Origin of the sequence: Kamptonema formosum PCC 6407 (assembly GCF_000332155.1) — a bacterium.
Lineage (GTDB): Bacteria > Cyanobacteriota > Cyanobacteriia > Cyanobacteriales > Microcoleaceae > Kamptonema > Kamptonema formosum.
This window is the reverse complement of record NZ_KB235904.1, coordinates 1-17358: the sequence shown is the minus strand read 5'-3', so window position 1 is coordinate 17358 and position 17358 is coordinate 1. Positions and strand designations below refer to the sequence as shown.

General features: G+C 42.9%; 16 protein-coding genes and 1 pseudogene. 9 read left to right on the top strand and 8 right to left on the bottom strand.

What is annotated here, in order from left to right; all coding sequences use genetic code 11:
• Window positions 1-69: 69 nt before the first annotated feature.
• Window positions 70-1911: an alpha-amylase family glycosyl hydrolase gene (locus OSCIL6407_RS0117090; protein ID WP_007357428.1), complete on the bottom strand. Its 1842-nt coding sequence runs from the start codon at window positions 1909-1911 to the stop codon at window positions 70-72.
• Window positions 1912-2228: 317 nt separating this feature from the next.
• Here OSCIL6407_RS0117090 and OSCIL6407_RS0117085 point away from each other — a divergent pair, with 317 nt between their 5' ends.
• Window positions 2229-2846 (top strand): hypothetical protein, encoded by a 618-nt coding sequence (locus OSCIL6407_RS0117085; protein ID WP_019487482.1) that lies wholly within the window; start codon window positions 2229-2231, stop codon window positions 2844-2846.
• A gap of 60 nt (window positions 2847-2906) precedes the next feature.
• Here OSCIL6407_RS0117085 and OSCIL6407_RS0117080 read toward each other — a convergent pair whose 3' ends face one another.
• The 4 genes from OSCIL6407_RS0117080 to OSCIL6407_RS0117065 form a co-directional block, all read right to left on the bottom strand.
• Window positions 2907-5666 carry a DUF3536 domain-containing protein gene (locus tag OSCIL6407_RS0117080; protein ID WP_007353571.1) on the bottom strand — a complete coding sequence of 920 codons (2760 nt, stop codon included), beginning with the start codon at window positions 5664-5666 and terminating at the stop codon, window positions 2907-2909.
• A gap of 658 nt (window positions 5667-6324) precedes the next feature.
• Window positions 6325-8022: a mechanosensitive ion channel family protein gene (locus tag OSCIL6407_RS0117075; RefSeq protein ID WP_007353572.1), complete on the bottom strand. Its 1698-nt coding sequence runs from the start codon at window positions 8020-8022 to the stop codon at window positions 6325-6327.
• Entirely contained in the window at window positions 7997-9109 is a 1113-nt protein-coding gene (locus OSCIL6407_RS0117070; protein ID WP_007353573.1) for a mechanosensitive ion channel family protein, read from the bottom strand. The genes OSCIL6407_RS0117075 and OSCIL6407_RS0117070 overlap by 26 nt, the downstream gene beginning before the upstream one ends.
• Window positions 9090-9452: a hypothetical protein gene (locus OSCIL6407_RS0117065; protein WP_007353574.1), complete on the bottom strand. Its 363-nt coding sequence runs from the start codon at window positions 9450-9452 to the stop codon at window positions 9090-9092. The genes OSCIL6407_RS0117070 and OSCIL6407_RS0117065 overlap by 20 nt, the downstream gene beginning before the upstream one ends.
• Window positions 9453-9561: 109 nt before the next feature.
• Here OSCIL6407_RS0117065 and OSCIL6407_RS34490 point away from each other — a divergent pair, with 109 nt between their 5' ends.
• From OSCIL6407_RS34490 to OSCIL6407_RS0117040, 5 genes are all read left to right on the top strand, one after another.
• On the top strand, window positions 9562-9747 hold the full coding sequence (locus OSCIL6407_RS34490; RefSeq protein ID WP_148288891.1) for a hypothetical protein: 186 nt from the start codon (window positions 9562-9564) through the stop codon (window positions 9745-9747).
• Window positions 9748-9950: 203 nt separating this feature from the next.
• The gene (gene cax / locus OSCIL6407_RS0117055) at window positions 9951-11072 is read left to right on the top strand and encodes a calcium/proton exchanger (protein ID WP_007353576.1); all 1122 of its coding nucleotides are present in this window, start codon (window positions 9951-9953) and stop codon (window positions 11070-11072) included.
• 76 nt (window positions 11073-11148) lie between these two features.
• The gene (locus OSCIL6407_RS35435) at window positions 11149-11295 is read left to right on the top strand and encodes a hypothetical protein (RefSeq protein ID WP_155523404.1); all 147 of its coding nucleotides are present in this window, start codon (window positions 11149-11151) and stop codon (window positions 11293-11295) included.
• A 330-nt stretch (window positions 11296-11625) separates the two neighbouring features.
• Window positions 11626-13695: a serine/threonine-protein kinase gene (locus tag OSCIL6407_RS0117045; RefSeq protein ID WP_007353577.1), complete on the top strand. Its 2070-nt coding sequence runs from the start codon at window positions 11626-11628 to the stop codon at window positions 13693-13695.
• Between the two features lie 140 nt (window positions 13696-13835).
• Window positions 13836-14663 carry an Rpn family recombination-promoting nuclease/putative transposase gene (locus tag OSCIL6407_RS0117040; RefSeq protein ID WP_007353578.1) on the top strand — a complete coding sequence of 276 codons (828 nt, stop codon included), beginning with the start codon at window positions 13836-13838 and terminating at the stop codon, window positions 14661-14663.
• 48 nt (window positions 14664-14711) lie between these two features.
• Here the strand turns inward: OSCIL6407_RS0117040 and OSCIL6407_RS0117035 are convergent, their stop codons facing one another.
• From OSCIL6407_RS0117035 to OSCIL6407_RS0117025, 3 genes are all read right to left on the bottom strand, one after another.
• Window positions 14712-15212 carry a hypothetical protein gene (locus OSCIL6407_RS0117035; RefSeq protein WP_007353579.1) on the bottom strand — a complete coding sequence of 167 codons (501 nt, stop codon included), beginning with the start codon at window positions 15210-15212 and terminating at the stop codon, window positions 14712-14714.
• Window positions 15213-15383: 171 nt separating this feature from the next.
• Window positions 15384-15629, bottom strand: a complete 246-nt coding sequence (locus OSCIL6407_RS0117030; RefSeq protein ID WP_007353580.1) for a hypothetical protein — start codon at window positions 15627-15629, stop codon at window positions 15384-15386.
• Window positions 15626-15922, bottom strand: coding sequence for a type II toxin-antitoxin system RelE family toxin (locus OSCIL6407_RS0117025; protein WP_007353581.1), 297 nt, complete (start codon window positions 15920-15922; stop codon window positions 15626-15628). The genes OSCIL6407_RS0117030 and OSCIL6407_RS0117025 overlap by 4 nt, the downstream gene beginning before the upstream one ends.
• 182 nt (window positions 15923-16104) lie before the next feature.
• On the opposite strand from OSCIL6407_RS0117025, the gene OSCIL6407_RS0117020 reads away from it, so the two are divergent.
• The 3 genes and pseudogenes from OSCIL6407_RS0117020 to OSCIL6407_RS38590 all read left to right on the top strand — a co-directional run.
• Complete coding sequence (locus OSCIL6407_RS0117020; protein ID WP_007353582.1) at window positions 16105-16320, top strand: hypothetical protein; 216 nt, start codon at window positions 16105-16107, stop codon at window positions 16318-16320.
• A 5-nt stretch (window positions 16321-16325) separates the two neighbouring features.
• On the top strand, window positions 16326-16733 hold the full coding sequence (locus OSCIL6407_RS0117015) for a hypothetical protein (protein WP_019487477.1): 408 nt from the start codon (window positions 16326-16328) through the stop codon (window positions 16731-16733).
• A gap of 96 nt (window positions 16734-16829) precedes the next feature.
• Window positions 16830-17358, top strand: a pseudogene (locus OSCIL6407_RS38590) (DUF4277 domain-containing protein); the annotation flags it as partial.

Sequence of the window (17358 nt, the reverse complement as noted above, 5' to 3'; positions counted from 1 at the left end):
TAACTCAACAATTTTACTTTTAATTTAGTAGGCTTGGGTAAAGCTAGTGCTTTACCCAATTTACATTACCTACATTACCCGCTCATAAATCACAAATCCAGCAGCCGGAACTGTAACTAAAAAGCATTTAACACCTTTTTCCTCTACTGTTATTGTATTACCGATCTGTGCCTTATCAGTTGAGTAAATACATTGAAAGCGATCGCCAACTTTATGCAAGTTATAATCGATATTTACCCAGGCAGTTAGCGGCTGATTGTAGTCCGTATTTATTGCCAAAACTATTTCATCTTTATCTAACAATCGCGACCAAGGAACGACGGAGCGAATCTCATTTCCTAGCATTCGAGGTAAACCAAAATCTACACCATTTCCCGAAATAGGACGTAAATATTGGCGACCCCGCCGCAGAGTAATTTTTTGTTGCCTGATTTCCAGTATTTTTGCTAATTCCTGATAGACTTGATTCTCTTCATTGAAAAAGTGTCGATCTCGGCTTGTAAATGAGCCAAATTCTCCGCCAAACATAGCTTCTCGGATGTAGCGATCGCTATCTCCGCCACCATTAAAACACTGTTCGCTCCCATAGTAAATACAAGGAATACCTAAAGTCATCGCATTGAAAGCTAGAGCATTTAGTACAACCTTTTCGCCATTTTCTCCACCACAAAAACGACTTTTACTATTTCCTTTCTCTACTTGGTCGTGGTCATCAAACATAGTAACAACTTTGTTTCTAAACCAAACATGAGAACCTTTATTAATTAAAAGTGAATTGCGAAACAAGGAGAAATACGTACTTGGATCGCGGTATCCTTTGACTAGATATGCTAGCTTATCTGGAATTTCACTAATACCTAAAGCTGCGTCTAGACCAGTTTCATCTAGAGTCGAATATGCGTTTTGACGACCTCCAGTAATTTCACCAATTAAGTAAAAATTTTCTTTGCCAAGCAGTTGAGAAAATTCGTGAATAGCTTCAGTAAAGTAGCGAGTAGCACCTCGATCCATGTGCTTGACTGTATCGACGCGGAAGCCGTCTATATCTGCATAAGCAATCCAAAATTTATAAACTTCGCACAGGTTAATAAGGCCTACTGAAGGCTCATAAAAATCCGTACTTCCTTGACCAGTACGAATATCTTTTAAGCTAAAAAAATCACCTTCTATGTATTCAGGATAATTATCCCAATTCCTGATGTAACCTTTTTGCGTAAAATTAGATGGATCTTGGAATTCAGCCGGCCAAATTGCTCCATCTGGCCACGCTTCTGGATTTTTTTGTAAATTAACTGGCCCAAAAGGAATCGTTGGTTTCCCTTGTTTATCATGAAACCCTTTTACGGGATAAGGGCCGGGCCAATAGGGGTCAGAAGTCTCGTAACTAAAAATATCGCCAGCATGGTTTAAAATAATGTCTAAAATAACATAAATTCCATGCTGGTGAGCGGTTTCGACCAGTGTTTTTAAATCTTCGCGAGTGCCAAAATTGGGATCGACATCCAGAAAGTTTTGAATGCCATAACCGTGATAGCTTTCGTAAAAAGAAACCTGCTTGAAAATCGGACTTACCCACAAAGCTGTTACTCCCAAGCGTTTTAAATAGCCTATTTTACTCGTGAGTCCCTTAAGATTTCCACCAACCCATTTAACCCCCGCTTCCCGCCAACGCTGAGCATCTTCTGGAGTTTTGATAGCATTGCCGGCATCTTTATCAGTGAAAATGGGAGTTTTGCCTGTTTTAACGATGTTCCCCTGATTATCTTTATATTCATTTTCTTGACCATCGGAGAAGCGGTCTAGCATCAAAAAGTAAAGTATTTGGTCTTCCCATGCTACCGGAGAGGGGAAAAATTGGCGATTAGCACGCAAAGCTCCTAAATCTAATTCCGCTAAGGTTTTTTCTACCACAGTATGCACTTCTCCTATGTGAATAGCAATTCAATTTGACATTGGTACTATAGCAACCGCCAAGGCGGTTAGGGACTAGCCTAAGAAGGGGCTAGGGGCTAGGGGCTAGGGGCTAGGGTAAGAAGGGAAAGAGGGGGAAGAAGGGAAAGAAAGGAATAGAATCAGCGAGTTTGGTGGAACTCAGAATGTCTTAACCGCCTTGGCGTTTGCTATAATTCAAAGGTAAAATTTTGACATATTTTGCTGGTTTTGTCAATTCTCTTTTTCCCCTAGTCTCTAGTCCCTAGCTATATCATCGTTTTTGATTCTGCCTAACAATGAATATTTCTCGCTACGTTTTTTGGGTTAATTGTTTCGCATTCGCGTTAGTAATTGTTGTAACTGCTTATGCCAAATTTTTTACATATTCAGTTGGCTCAGTATTCGATCCTCCTGAATATTCACCATATTTTACGGTTAGCCTATTAACTAATGTATTTCAGATTTTATGTACTATTCCATTTGTACTTTGCACTTTTAGTTGGGCACTGCTGAGACTTAAATCTAGGAATAAAAACACGAATTTCTTTTTTATCTCTGCAATTCTTACAGGCTCTTTTGTGTTGGTAGAATTTTTTAGATTGCACGTCCATCTTGAAAAGATTGGCATTCCTAAGATAGTAACGGCAGCATTTTTTGCCATAGTTGCTATTGGGTATGGGTTGACTTTTTGGCGCGTAATGCTACCAACTCCCTATTTTTTACTACTAACTAGCATGGGTTTAATGTTTATTGTTGCGATCGTAGACTCTCTCAAATTACCTGGTGATGGAATTCCGAGTTTACTAGAAGGTGTTCCTAAGTTATTTACGGCGATTAATGTTGTACTTTATTATTGGGAAGTTTGCTTCCAAGCAGTCCTAAATTCTCACGTAACGCCGCCATCTGGGCGGTGATTAACCGCCCAGATGGCGGCGTTACGGAATAAAAGACCTCAGTTTAATTGCCAACCAAAACTACGGCAATAACTTCAACCAGCTATTAACATCAACAGCCAACTTTTGACCTAACTCCAATAACTTCCGAATCTGAGGTAACTCCCAGCGAACTCCCTCCTCAATACAAACTAAGGCATGAGAATCAGTAGAGCCGTTCTCTTCATCTGATGTGATAATTTGCTCGGATTCTTGGCGTTGCAGCCACCCCAAACATACTGGTACAATTTGACTGTAAAGCGATTGGAAATACAACTCTTGGACGCGATCTAGATTTAAGCCGAAGTTGAGTTTATTTCCCAAATTAATCAGCCTATCCATGCGGTCTATTTCAGCTTCTATTAAGGCTGTATTTTCCTCTTTTAACAACGCCTCAAGCGATCGCAAAATCAGCCGTTCCAAAGTTTCCTTGACCTCTGGAATATTCACGCGACACCGAAGCTGAGCAGCTTCCACCGCGATCGCTTCCAATTCCGCTATGATTGTCACGCTGAAGCGTTGCTCGTAACTTTCAGCCACCAGAGCCCTCGCGGCTGTCAAACAGCGATGTCCCAAAGCTACCTCCGCAGCGACCTGTAACTCCGCAGGAACCGTCAACTCATCGCGGTGGAAAGCCATCATCACCCCGTAATTGTCCCGGTAAACTTGACTATAAAGCTGATCCAGCCGTGTCAAAGTTTCCTGACTGAGCAACCTCATAATCCGGTGGCGTTCCTCAGCAAACAAATTCCGCAAACTAAACGATTGATCTCCAAACAGGCGCACCATTTCCAGAATTGCCTGAGCCGCAGAAGCCTCTTCTAGAACTGTAAACAAGCGCTCTTTGAGCATGGTATAAGACCGGCGACCCCCAAAAGGTTGAATGCAGCAGTGGAAATCCCAGCCTCCCAAGTGAAACACAGCAAACACAAAAACCTGAGTTTCCTGAGTAATTTCTGAGGTCAACTGTACCTGACCCACCGCTAAGGCCAGAGAACCCATCCGCTGCATTTGGTAATCTAGCTGGTGTGCCTGGTAACAGTAAACTTGTTGTTCGCGGGCAAAAGTAGTAAAGAGAGAACCGATCGCATAGTGAGCAGTTACTTGCTCTAAACTAATTTGGGCCGTCGCAACCAGATGCCGATAAACTTCTGCACCCGTCTTAAAAAACTCAACATTACTTGGTGCCAGAGCTAGACGTTCAATAAACTCTCCTTCGCACTGTATTCCTGTAACATCCGCCGCCAATTCCAAAGCACGAGCCGCATAGCGCAGGATTTGTACGCCTTCCGGTCGGGAAATCTCCTCAAAAAACCAGCCGCAGCTAGTGAACATTAGCAGAGCGTGTCGCTGCATTTCCAACAGTCGCAAAGCATCTACCCGTTCTGAATCGTCGAGTTCGCGATCGCAGTGCTTAGTTAAAAAGCGGTTGACATTAGCAGTAGAGCGATCGCGAATTACTTCAATATACTCATCCCGCGCCGCCCAAGGATCGGTAAACAGCTTGCGCCCCGCCCCTTCATAAATGGGAATCAATCGATCCCTGAGCCAATTAAGGCTATTTCGTAGGGGTCGCCGCCATTGTTGATGCCATTCGCCACCACCACCGCAACCACAATCATCTTGCCAGCGATCGACACCATGACCGCAACTCCAAGCCGTTACTGGCTTCAGTTCCACTTCCCAAGTAGGAGAATTGATGCTCAAATAATGGGCAAAATTCGTCACCGTCCAGTTGCGGCGTGGAAACTCTTCTGTAAAACTATAGGCGAGGCACTTCTCAGTACCGCCCTTATGGTGGCCAAAAGTTTCCCCATCTGTTGCCACTGCGATTAATTGTGCCGGTCGATGATCCCCGCGCACGGCTTGGCCCAAACGCCCTGACAAATGCTGAGCACTGCTGAGAACATCATTAAAGCCCATATCCCGCGAGATTGGGCCATCGTAAAAAAAGATATCAATGTAGGGCGTGTTTGGACTAGGGATTGGCGATTTGGAACGATTGCGGCTGAAATGTTGAGTGCTTAGAGAGTCTGCCGTTGTGGTGAGTGTAGGCTTGAGATAACAGCGGTAGGGGCGGGTGGGATCGATTTGGCTGCCCCCTACTTCGTGCCATTCTGGGTTGGGATCGTCGCCACTAGGGAAGGGACGGCAACGTTCTGCTTGCGATGGAGCCAAGATAATGAAGCGAATACCTTCAGCTACCAGAGTTTCTAGGGTGGCGTAGTCTACACCCGTTTCTGCCAGCCACATTCCTTCGGGATCGCGGTTGAAGCGCGATCTAAAATCAGCGATCCCCCAGCGAATTTGAGTGTATTTGTCCCGCTCATTTGCCAGGGGCATAATGATATGGTTGTAGACTTGAGCGATCGCATTGCCTTTGCCCAGACGAGCGCAGGATTTGCGATCGCCCTCTAAAATCCGCTCGTAAACTTCGCGATCGTATCGTTCCAGCCAACTCATCAGCGTTGGGCCGATATTAAAACTCAGATACTCATAATTATTAACGATCCCCACCAATTCCCCGCGATCGTTCAAAATCCGGGCAAAAGCATTAGGGCGATAGCACTCATGGTGGATACGCTCATTCCAGTCATGGAAAGGAGCCGCCCCCGGTTGGCGTTCGATCGCATCCAGATAAGGATTTTCGCGAGGTGGCTGATAGAAATGACCGTGAACCGTGACATAAACCCCCGTAGCGGTGCGTGCGGGATCGACTGCTAGTGAATCAGTTGGAACCTTTGCATCCAATGTAGAAGGCTTGACCCAGAGAGATTGAGCAGTTGTAGAATGTAGAGCCATAGAATGAGCATCCTCAAATATTAAACACAAAAACAACCTTACAATTAGCCAGACAGACCGTGCAGCAGCGCCGCCTTTTGTTAACAGCCTGTCTCAACTAGGTTTTGTAATCAAAACTTTGATAAGTAGGGACGGATTTAGCCGATAATTTTGGCAATGGAAAGATAATTTTTTTGCAAAACCCGCCCAGAGTGTCCGCTAGTAAAGGCTTGAGCATTCGTGCTAACACACAAGCCGAACCAGAAAACGGAGATTTTTTACACAAATGCCGCAACCCCCAAAGGCAAAATAGAAAAGACGTGCTACTGCTCTAGCGAAATCTGACACCGAATCTAGGTCAGTGCTTAAAGGACTAGGAATTTAATTGCCATCTATTTTACTGGATCGTAAAGTCTAATCAATTGCAGAGCAAGTTCCGATTAAGAAAATTTAACCTTTAGCAATAAGACTTTGCCACTTTAACGTTAAATTTAATATTTTACTACAAGTTTTGACACTCCCACCCCCCTCTGGGCTCTGGGGATGGGATTCTTGAGAGCTGGGCAAACCTAAAGGCGCAATGGCTTAGCCAAAAAGCTGACTGTATAAACATTCCTCCTTCTCTCCTAGATAACTAAATCCTTCCTCCTTCTTCCTTCTACTTAGCAAATTACATTAATCAGATTGTCACAGGCGATTGCACATAAACGGTAGGAGCTTCCATCGTAAACACAATCCCATGAATCGAGAGGGATTTGGCAATTTCAGCGCTTGCCAACTCTAGTAGACGTTTACGCACCTCAACTGCATTATCTTGAGAACCTAAAATTGCAAAACTAACCCTCAATCTTTTTCCTGTTTCATCAGCCTGATGAATATTTGTGCTGTTAGTATCAATCCCTGATAGGTAAGCGGTTTTTTCCAATATCGCTTGTTGAACTAGGGCATATTCTCGTTCTCCTAAAACACTAGCAAAGTTCATATACAATAACACCATAATTTTTTTTGCAAGAGTAACATTTTCAATTTCTACATTTACAAGAATGGAATTAGGCATCACAATAATTGTACCAGTGCCAAGGGAACGAATTTTGGTCGATCGCAAGCCAATACTTTCTACTTTCCCTAATTCTCCACCTGGTAAGCGGATATAGTCACCACTAACAAAAGGACGATCTAGATATAGAACTAAAGTCGCAATCAGTTGTTCAAGAATTTTTTGAGCAGCAAAGGCGACGGCTAAACCGACTAACCCTAAGCTTGCTACCAATCCAATCAAGTCAAAGTTGAGGCTGCGGGCAAAGGCAACTAAAGCTACAATGAAGATCAGGATATTAATAATCGTCTCAAATACCAGAATAGCATCATCACTACTAGGACTAAATTTGCTGCCTAACTTGAATCCATAGCTACGTAGGTAGCGGCTAGCTAGTTTTATCGATAACCAATATAAGCTTCCAATTAAGAATAGATTGACAATCGGTTTTAGTAGATTATAAATCACTGGTGCCAATGGTTCTAATAAGGTCAAAGACCAACTGATAGAAATACTGAGAAAGGCAAATTGAAAAAGGCGTTCGCTCGGTTGAAAAACTTCTATATATATATTTTCCAGGACGTGGGGAGCTAGTTTTTTAAGTGCTAATTTTAGTAAGTCTGTAGCATAGTAGGTCAATACAAAAGATCCTCCTAATGCTCCAAAAAATATCAGCCACTCGGGTTGAGAAAACGGGGAAACCAACTGATAGCGTAAACTGCGTAATATGGGAAACCATTCAGAACTAACTAGGGCGATCGCACCCCAGCTAAAACCAAAAAAAATCTTGCTAAAAAATCCAGTTTTAAACTTAAATAATCGGATTGCTATTCCTAATAAAATCCGCACTACGAGCAGTGCTGCGATTACGATCGCAATCCATAGACTTCTCTGTAAAATATATTTGGAAGTGCGTTCTTTTTTAGCTTTGGCGATCGCTGTTTCTAGAATATTCCGCCATTGATTAGCTTGTTGAAATGGAGAAAAACCTGGCAGAACATCATTTGCTGTCACGGTGAGCAGGTAGTTATTATTTAAAGAAATAGAAGTAGGGCTGTTACTATCATTATTCCGCACATCAAAAGTTATGGCTGCATCAGTAGCGATCGCCTCAGCCAGTAAATTATTAGCAAATTGGGTGCGATCCCTTGCGCGAAAATTATCCACAGCTTGCAAATAAAAAAGTGGGATGCCATCAACAACCACAGGAGAACCAGTATCAGCAAAACCTTGAGCCAACCCCATCGGAGTCAGCACTAGCAACCAACCCACCAGAAATAAGACGATCAGATTAATTGCACGTTTATATACTTGTTTAAATCGAGATTGGGGAATCCACATAAATCGTTGGTTGGTCAAGGATAAAAGAAATATTATGCTTTTGAAGTTGCTTTGTAATTTGTTGGGTAGCCAAATCCAGCAATTGCCGTCTCAGCTCCATTGATAACTCATTAGAACCGAGAATAAAAAAGGAAATTTGGGCATGATTGTCACCAAATGCCACCTCTGTACTACGCCAGTCTAAACCAAAAATGTCCATAGTGCTATCCATTACGGTTTGGCGGATCAGTGCTTGCTCATTGGCAGATATCGGTTTAGGAAACTCAATCATCATTACAGACATGACTTTCTTTGCACCTGAAAAATTTTCAATGGTGGCTTGAGTGAGCGCATTATTGGGAATAATAGTGAGAGTGCCTTTACCAGAGGTGCGAATTTTAGTTGACCTCAAACCGATACTTTCTACTCGTCCAAAAGTACCTTGCTTACCTTGCTGCCCATCGGATAAGCCAATATAGTCGCCAACGGTAAAAGGGCGGTCAAGATTTAAGACAATCCCTCCCAAAAATTGTTCTAAAGTCTTTTGAGCTGCAAAGGCAATGGCAATACCTCCAATTCCTAAACTGGCAACTATGCCTAAAACGTTGATGTTATGACTAATGCAAAAACTTAAAATTAACGCTACAGCGATCGCAAAGTCTCCAAAATACCGAAGTAAGAAGATGGACTCGCCTTTAACTTGAGGGTTTGACTCAAAAGTTACTCCTAAAATTGTGGTATTAAAAAAGTCTCTAAATAGTCTTGAGAGCATCCATCCACTAAGTATACTGATGCCCACACTCAGGCAAAACTCGATTAAACTCAGCCATTCAGTTTGAGGGATTAGAAGTAACATTACTTCCATTGCCGAGAGAGTTAGTAACACCAAAACTATATTTTTTGAGGCAACCAGTACACGAATATAAGTCTGCGTTGAGAATTTTGGAGCCAACCAACTTAACGGTAATCTTAAGATGGAAATGAGCGCCATTCCCGCTAATAGCGCCATCCCTCCTGCTATCAGAATTAAAGTGATTTGCAGTAAGCGATCGCCATTATTTAAAACCAGTTCTGATGCTTGAGAAATCTCATTGTTTGTTTCTATCATGGTAAAGTTTAATAATTAAGGATAAATAGCAAAATCTCGTCCGATAGTACTGACTGCGGGCGCGATCGGCATTACTTGAAAGTGCCAGAATTATTTGGGTTGCACCTTTGGTTATTTTAAAGCGATCGCCATTGATATTTTCAACAGTTGCTTCTGTCCGTTTATCCACCGGCTCAAACGGTTGGAAGTGGATTATATTGTAATCTTTTAAAGATCGATCCGGTTTCAGTCCGGCGATAATTGCTAAATCAATCGGATCTTCGTTTTCATTCCGGGAAGCCAGAGAAGCATTAATACTCAGTGCTTCGGGAGCGGTATTACCCACAGAAAAAGGCTCTCCCAAGGTTAATAGAGCCCGATCTCAACGCAACCAGTTTGCGATCGCTTTTCGAGGACTTCTTTTTTACTTAATCCCCGCTCGGAAGTATTCAGTTGCTTTTGGAGGTCTTTTAATGATAGATGGGAAAGGGTTTCTCGATCGGATGATATCTTTATCAAGATATAATCACTCAAGACTACATTCAGGGTCTTGGCAACTTTTGGCGATCGGAACAAATGGCGAAGAGCGATCGCGTCGAACTCAGATTGTCCCGGCTGATGTGGCCCTGCTCGCTAACGAAATCCATCGGTTTCGCTAAGACTGTTATGATTATAGCGAAAATCGCAACTGCTTGTGTTTTTCAACTAACTCTTTTTTCACGGTGGAAGACAGCCACAAAAACTCCTCCCATGCCTAAAGGTGATGATTTTCCGTTGTGGAAAAATTTATGATTTGGAGTTGGGAACCCCCAGTTCCATTACTTGCTTACTTTCTTGCTGCCTTGTCCTCCTTTAAACCTAAATGCTGAACACAAAGAACTTAATTTCACTGTTGCTAGTATTTATCCCGATTTCTATTGCCGCCCACTTCCTGGGATGGGGATCGACCACAGTCTTTATTACATCAGCCTTGGCGATCGTACCTCTAGCCGCTTGGATGGGCACCGCCACCGAAGAAATCGCCGTAGTCCTCGGCCCCAACCTCGGCGGCTTACTTAACGCCACCTTCGGCAATGCCACAGAACTGATCATTGGCATTATCGCCCTCAATGCCGGACTCATAGATGTCGTCAAAGCCAGCATCACAGGTTCTATCATCAGCAACCTCCTGCTAGTCATGGGTTTTGCTATGTTTCTGGGAGGGTTGCGCTACAAAGAGCAAGAATTTCAGCCAATGGTAGCTCGGTTGAACGCCTCAGCCATGAACCTTGCCGTGATCGCAATTTTAGTGCCAACAGCCGTTGATGCCACCTCCCCTGGAATCGATGAAGCAACCATGCAGAAGCTCTCCAGCGCCGTCGCGATCGTACTGATTCTAGTCTACGTGCTGACGCTGTTGTTTTCTATGAAAACCCACACCTACCTCTATGACGCAGGAGTTGCCGAGATGGATTTAGAGGGATTAGCCGAAAACAACTTGGCAGAAGACTCCCCCGATCGTAAAGTCAACTTGCCCTTGTGGATTGGAGTATTGTTGGCCTGTACGCTCACAGTAGCCTACGAGTCAGAATTGCTCGTCGATACTCTAGAAGAAGCTACCGCCCTCCTGGGGTTAACCTCCTTGTTTACCGGGGTAATTCTGGTTCCCATTATTGGCAACGCGGCCGAGCACGCCACAGCCGTGACAGTGGCGATGAAAAATAAAATGGATTTGTCCGTGTCGGTGGCACTAGGATCGAGTTTGCAAATTGCTTTATTTGTAGCGCCTGTCTTAGTCCTAGCAGGTTTTATCTTGGGCAAACCAATGGATTTGAACTTCAACCCCTTTGAATTGATAGCAGTCACCGTTGCAGTGCTGATTGCCAATTCCATCAGTTCCGATGGCAATTCAAACTGGCTTGAAGGTACTTTGCTCTTAGCTGCTTATCTGGTTTTGGCTCTCGCCTTCTACTTCCATCCAGTCGTTGAAGGCCTGGCGCTATAATCTTTCCAGTGGCTGATAGGTAATCGTAGGGTGGAGGGTGCAATTACCAGATCTCTATAGCCTCAAAAGCTAAACTATGGCAGCGGCCACCCTACAGACTAAGTGCCTAAGTCTTAATGATGACGATCGCGATCGCGACTGTCTCTATTCGCGAGTATATAACTCCTGGTGGTTGTACCTCACAAGATTTTTTGGTAATGCAGCTCAAAACAAGGAACAATAAAGATACACTTAAAGAGCGCATCTAAGACACGATGACTTTAGCTAGCAGACGGTTGTAATCCCGCAACACCTCCGCGTCATGCCGTTAGGTATCGTTAGGGGTAGAAAATGAGCCGCTAGAGGAGTGAATTAAAAATTACGATGCGACTACGTGGAACTACCTACAAACTCTATTAATTTAGAGCGAGTAGATCTGGGTTCTTTGACAAACCCTTTAAGCATCAACTTTTTTGTGGATTCACCTCCATTCAAGTTGTCCTTAAAAATCTCCGCCTTTTGAGAGCGGGGAGTGTCAAATTGGACTTGGTAAAGCAACCTGAATCAGGGTTATGTGGCTTCTGTGAGTTATTGCCTCAATCCCAAATGCCCAAATCCTTCTGACCCGGCTAACGCTGACAGACCCGTTTGTCGCCACTGCGGTTCGGAACTCCTGTTAGAAGGTCGATATCGGGTCATTCTGCCTCTCGGAGGCGGCGGCTTTGGCAAAACCTATGAAATAGACGACCGGGGCGAACGTAAAGTCTTGAAAGTCTTACTCAAAGACCATCCTAAAGCTGTAGCTCTGTTTAAGCAAGAAGCAGATGTATTGGCTAGACTGCGACATCCCGGTATTCCCAAAGTAGACCGCGACGGTTATTTTGTTTATTCGCCAGCCGACAGCACAGAACAATTCCACTGTCTGGTCATGGAGAAAATTTCTGGTGCGAATTTGCAGGATTGGCTGAAAAGTCGCGGTAAGCCAATTACTCAAGAACAGGCTGTGGAATGGTTGAGACAATTGTCGGATATTCTGGATAAGGTTCACGGACTCCATTATTTCCACCGCGATATTAAGCCGCACAACATCATGTGCAAACCTAATGGGCAATTGGTGTTGATTGACTTCGGAACTGCTAGAGAAGTCTCGGCTACCTACTTTGCTAAGGTGGGGCAAGGTCAAAATGTTACGGGTATTGTTTCTCCTGGCTATTCGCCGCCAGAACAAACAAATGGTAAGGCTGTCCCTCAATCGGATTTTTTTGCGCTGGGGCGTACCTTTGTTTATTTACTGACTGGCAAACCGCCGACGGCTTTTCCCGAAAACCCCCGCACGGGTAAGTTGATGTGGCGCAAGGGTGCGCCTCATGTTTCGGATGCCGTTGCAAGTGTGATTGATTATTTGATGGCCCCGTTTCCGGGGAATAGGCCTCAAAGTCCCCAGATGATTTTGCAGTGTTTAAAGGATATAGATCTAAGTGGGGAGCCGAGTCCCTCAGCAACTCAGTTTCCTGCGGGTTCGCAGCTTAAAGGGCGGGGGAATACTAATCCGCCAGTGACGACTAGGCAAAATTCTGGGACTAGACTTAAAGCTAGTACGAGGAATAGCTCTAGTAAAATTTACACGAACCCCGCACAGTTAAAGAAAAAATTGGTGGTGGGTGGTGCTGTGTTGCTATTGGCGTTGGGTTTTTCTCAAGTTTACAGTTCGATGCGCTACGGATTTTTTGCCAATCCTGTTTGGTTGCTTTCGAGTTTGCCCAGCAGTCAATTTTTAGAAAAAAGTTTTAGTGATGTTGGTAATGTTAATGCGATCGCACTTAGCCCCGATGGTCAAACTTTAGCTTCTGGCTCTTTTGGTACGATTAGAATTTGGAATATGAAGACAGGAAAACTACTTCGCACGATTAATGGCGTGCATTCAAAGAAGTGGGTGAGAACGTTAACGATCGCGCCTGATAATCGGACTTTGGTGAGCGGTGGCGATGATAAAAATATTAGTATGTGGAATCTGAAAACTGGTAAGGCTATCCGCACAATGTCTGGTCATAAGGGGGGGGTGAATGCGATCGCGATTAGCCGCGATGGTCAAACTTTGGCTTCTGGTAGTGATGACAAAACTGTGTGTTTGTGGAATCTGAAAACTGGCAGCCGGATGCTTACTTTGAGCGGTCATCGGGCTCAAGTTAATGCTCTGGCTTTCAGCCGTGACGGTCAAACTCTGGTTTCGGGTAGTGATGACAAGACTGTACGATTATGGAATTTCAAAGCTGGTCAATTAAGAAAAGTTCTGACAGGCCACGCGGGTGCTGTTAAGGCTGTTGCGATCGGTCCCGATGGTCAAACTTTGGCTTCCAGTAGCAGCGATAATACTATCCGTATCTGGAACCTCAAAGAAGGTAAACATACTAGGACTCTTGATGGTCATTCTAGTTGGGTGAGGACTCTGGCTATCAGTCCAGACGGGAAGACTCTTGTTAGTGGTGGCGCGAAAATTTTGGTGTGGGATCTCAAGAATGGTAAAGAGAAAACAGCTTTGCAAGGACACAGCCGTTTTGTGAGTGCGATCGCGATTGCTCCTGATGGTAAGACTATTATTAGCGGCAGTCCAGATGAAACTTTGAAAATTTGGGAAATGCCTTGAAATCAAAAATTAATAACTTGATGAATTGTTAGATGTATCGCCCTAATCCCAAAAAACAAGCGCGATCGCGCCTATTTTGTGAAACGCCTCTAGAAGTAGCGATTACTACGTTATATCTGTCGTCATTCCCAATTTTAATCATGACATTCATCAACCCCAAAACCGATTACGCCTTCAAAAAAATATTTGGCTCCTCAGAAAGCAAAGACATTCTCATTAGTTTTCTCAATGCCATGATTTACGATGGCAATCCTACTATTGAAGACTTAGAAATTATCAACCCCAACCTACCCCCCAGAGTCGAAGGTTTGAAAGATACTTATTTAGATGTTAAAGCTAAACTCGCGGATGGTACGCTAGTCATTATTGAAATGCAAGTATTAAACGTAGAATCTTTCGGCAAGAGAGTTTTGTACAATGCGGCCAAAACTTACGCCTTTCAATTGCAGAAAGGAGAAGGCTACCGAATGCTCAAGCTAGTAATTGCATTAACACTGACTGATTTCGAGATGTTTGCAAATAGCGATCGACTAATTTCAAGATTTATCTATAAAGAAGCAAGTACAAATCTCCAATATACCGATAATAGCATGGAGTTAGTATTTGTAGAACTTCCAAAATTTACTAAAGAAGTACACCAGCTAGAAACTCTGGCAGATAAATGGATTTATTTCATCAAATATGCGAGGGCGATAACGGATGTCCCGGAAATAATGGATAGCGTTCCAGAGATTCATAAAGCCTTTGATATTGCCAATCAAGTGAACTTAACTCGTGAGGAATTGGAGGATTTAGAACGGCGAGAAATGTTTATTTACGACCAACAAGGAGTTATAATTAAAGCCGTTAAAGAAGAAAAGCTGGCGATTGCACGGAATTTGCTCGATCGCCTGGATGATGAAACGATCGCTCAGACAACGGGACTCAGTATTCAGGATGTGCGGAATTTGCGCTCGAATGGTAACTAAAGCCTAATCAACTAACTAAACAAAAATAATTCAATGTAGTGCCACCTTCTAATCCGGCTTAACTACATCTAAGGGTAAATTTAAAGCTTCTGCAATTTGTTCATCATTTAGGCCAAATTGCCGCAATTTATCTATTGTTTCAATCTTAGTTTGATTTTTGCTTTCCTCCTCCAAGTCAGGAGTTTCCGGCTGAGTTTTATCTAGGGTACAAGTAGGGGGATTAGGGCAATTATTGACGTAGCTAATTCTGTTATTTTGAAAATTATTATTTTTGCCAAGATTTATATTTTGATTTATCTGTCTTTCTATAACGGATTCAAGATTACTTTTCTTAACTTGTTCGCCAAAGACTTCAGATAACATTTGTAAAAGTTCGTGACTGGCTTTTTTAATGTGTTTGGCGCTATAACCATAATTTTCTGCAACGTCAGCATATCTTTGACGATTCAGTATTCCTGCGATAATCCTCCGTTGCAAGTTATTTAGATGTTTGCCAGTATTGGTGTAGACAGTTTCATCGACAAATTGCAATATCTGAGGACTGTCCATAGGTGGGTTTGTGAGATAAGTATGGTAACTATAGCAAACTTTTACCAACTTTTTGCGCCTTTTATCGAAATTATCTAATAAGCGCGATCGCTCTTTTCAATAACCTCTATCTTGCACTAATTACCCTTTTCAAGATGAGTTTGACAGCCTACGCGCATTCCCTTGATTCTGTTAAATACCTAATCGTCTTCGCGCTTCCTCAAGCGATAACCGTTTAGTCGATCGCGATCGCTGTGCTAAAAATTCCATGAATTCCTCGTTTTGGCGTAAGACCTCAACTTCTGTAGCAAAATCATCTATAACCGACAAAACAAACTCTGTCCCATCCGATTTTTTGAGGATGAGAGTGTCCTGCTGTGCTAATTCCATTAACTCAACTATCGTCAGATTAGACTGAGCTAGTTCAATAGTTTTCATAGATTAACCTCTTGACCTCTAATATAGAGCTGATTATGCTCTTTGTATCCCACTGCAACCACACTAACCGTCACCGTTCCCTCATTGACATCGTAGAAGACGCGATACTTGCCAATCCTCAACTCCCAACCAAATTGAGAATCAGGTCGAAGCGGCTTGCGGTTCCTGGTTTCCAGCAAAGGCTGATTAACAAGTTGCCGCTCTATTGCATCAATAATGGTAACACACGCTGCTTTATCCAAGCACTCCATATCTTCGATCGCTTCTTCAGTAATCTCAATCGTGAACTTCATTTGTTTAAATTCAAAAGAAGCTTAATTTTACGCTATTGTAGCAATTATCTCACAGTTTACCACTACCGAAATCAGTTTTCTACAAGGGCGATCGCGCCGATCTTCCTGAAACTCCCATAGAAGTTGCAATTACTACGTTGACCTGCTACCGTTAACATAGACGCATCGTAGGAAAACAACCGATGACACTAACAGAATTACTCCCCACCATTAGACAACTGTCTGCGATCGATAAACGAGAATTAATCCGCATTCTAATGGCCGAAGAAGATATTAATGAGGATATTTTTCCTTTGGAACCTTACAAGATTTACTACCTACCAACCCCCTACAATAATTTTGGTGCTGGTGCAGCTTTGATGCAGGCAATGAATCTACCTAACAGTAACGAAAACTGAGTATTATGCGATTCCAATACTCAACCAATGACCCCTCTCAAGATGAGTTTGACAGCCTACCGCGCATTCCCCTAATTCTGCACCACAATAACCAGAGACTCGAAGTTATTGGGTTAGTAGATAGCGGTGCAACCGTAAATCTATTGCCTTACCAAATAGGGATTCAGCTTGGCTTAGTTTGGGATGACAGCAAAGCCATCATTCGACTGGCAGGCAACATTGGTAATCAACCAGCGATGCCAGTATTTTTAATGGCTGAAATAGGGGAGTTTGCTCCGGTAAGATTAGTATTTGCTTGGGTAAAAAGTGACAACGTATCATTAATTTTGGGACAGACAAATTTTTTCTTAGAATTTGACGTTCACTTTTATCCCACATTCCGCAGATATTTAAGTTGCGTTAATAGAGGATAGATTCGGAATAAATAACGCCTAAAGTGATTGCTATGCAATCATTTTAGGCTTTTTTAGGATATAATAATTTCCACCACTAACCCAACTCTAAAAACTATGAAAAAGCCCTCAGAAGCGATAAATATTGTAAATTTAGACCATTTGGGAATAGTAGCAGGAATAATAGATGAGATGGAATTGGTAGAAGAAGTCAACAAAAAAGTGGGATTAAGAACCAAAGAAACCCTCAGCCCAGGACAAGTAATGAAAGCGATGATTTTGAACGGATTGGGGTTTTTGAGCGCCCCAATATACCTATTCGATACATTTTTTGTAGGAAAAGCAACAGAACATCTAATTGGAGAAGGAGTAACGCCTGAACAATTAAACGATGACAGGATAGGCAGAGCATTAGACAAATATTATCAAGCTGGGACGATAAAAGTGTATTTGTAGAGAGACTGAAAGAATTTCAAAATCAGTGGACATTTGACGGTATATGTGTAGCAGACAGTGCCTTATACACAGCTCCTAATTTGTCAGCGATGGCAGGAATGAAATGGATAACCAGAGTGCCATTAAGTATCAAAGAAGCTCAAAAATAAAATACTGGGATATAAAAGATAATGCCTGGGAGCCAAATCAA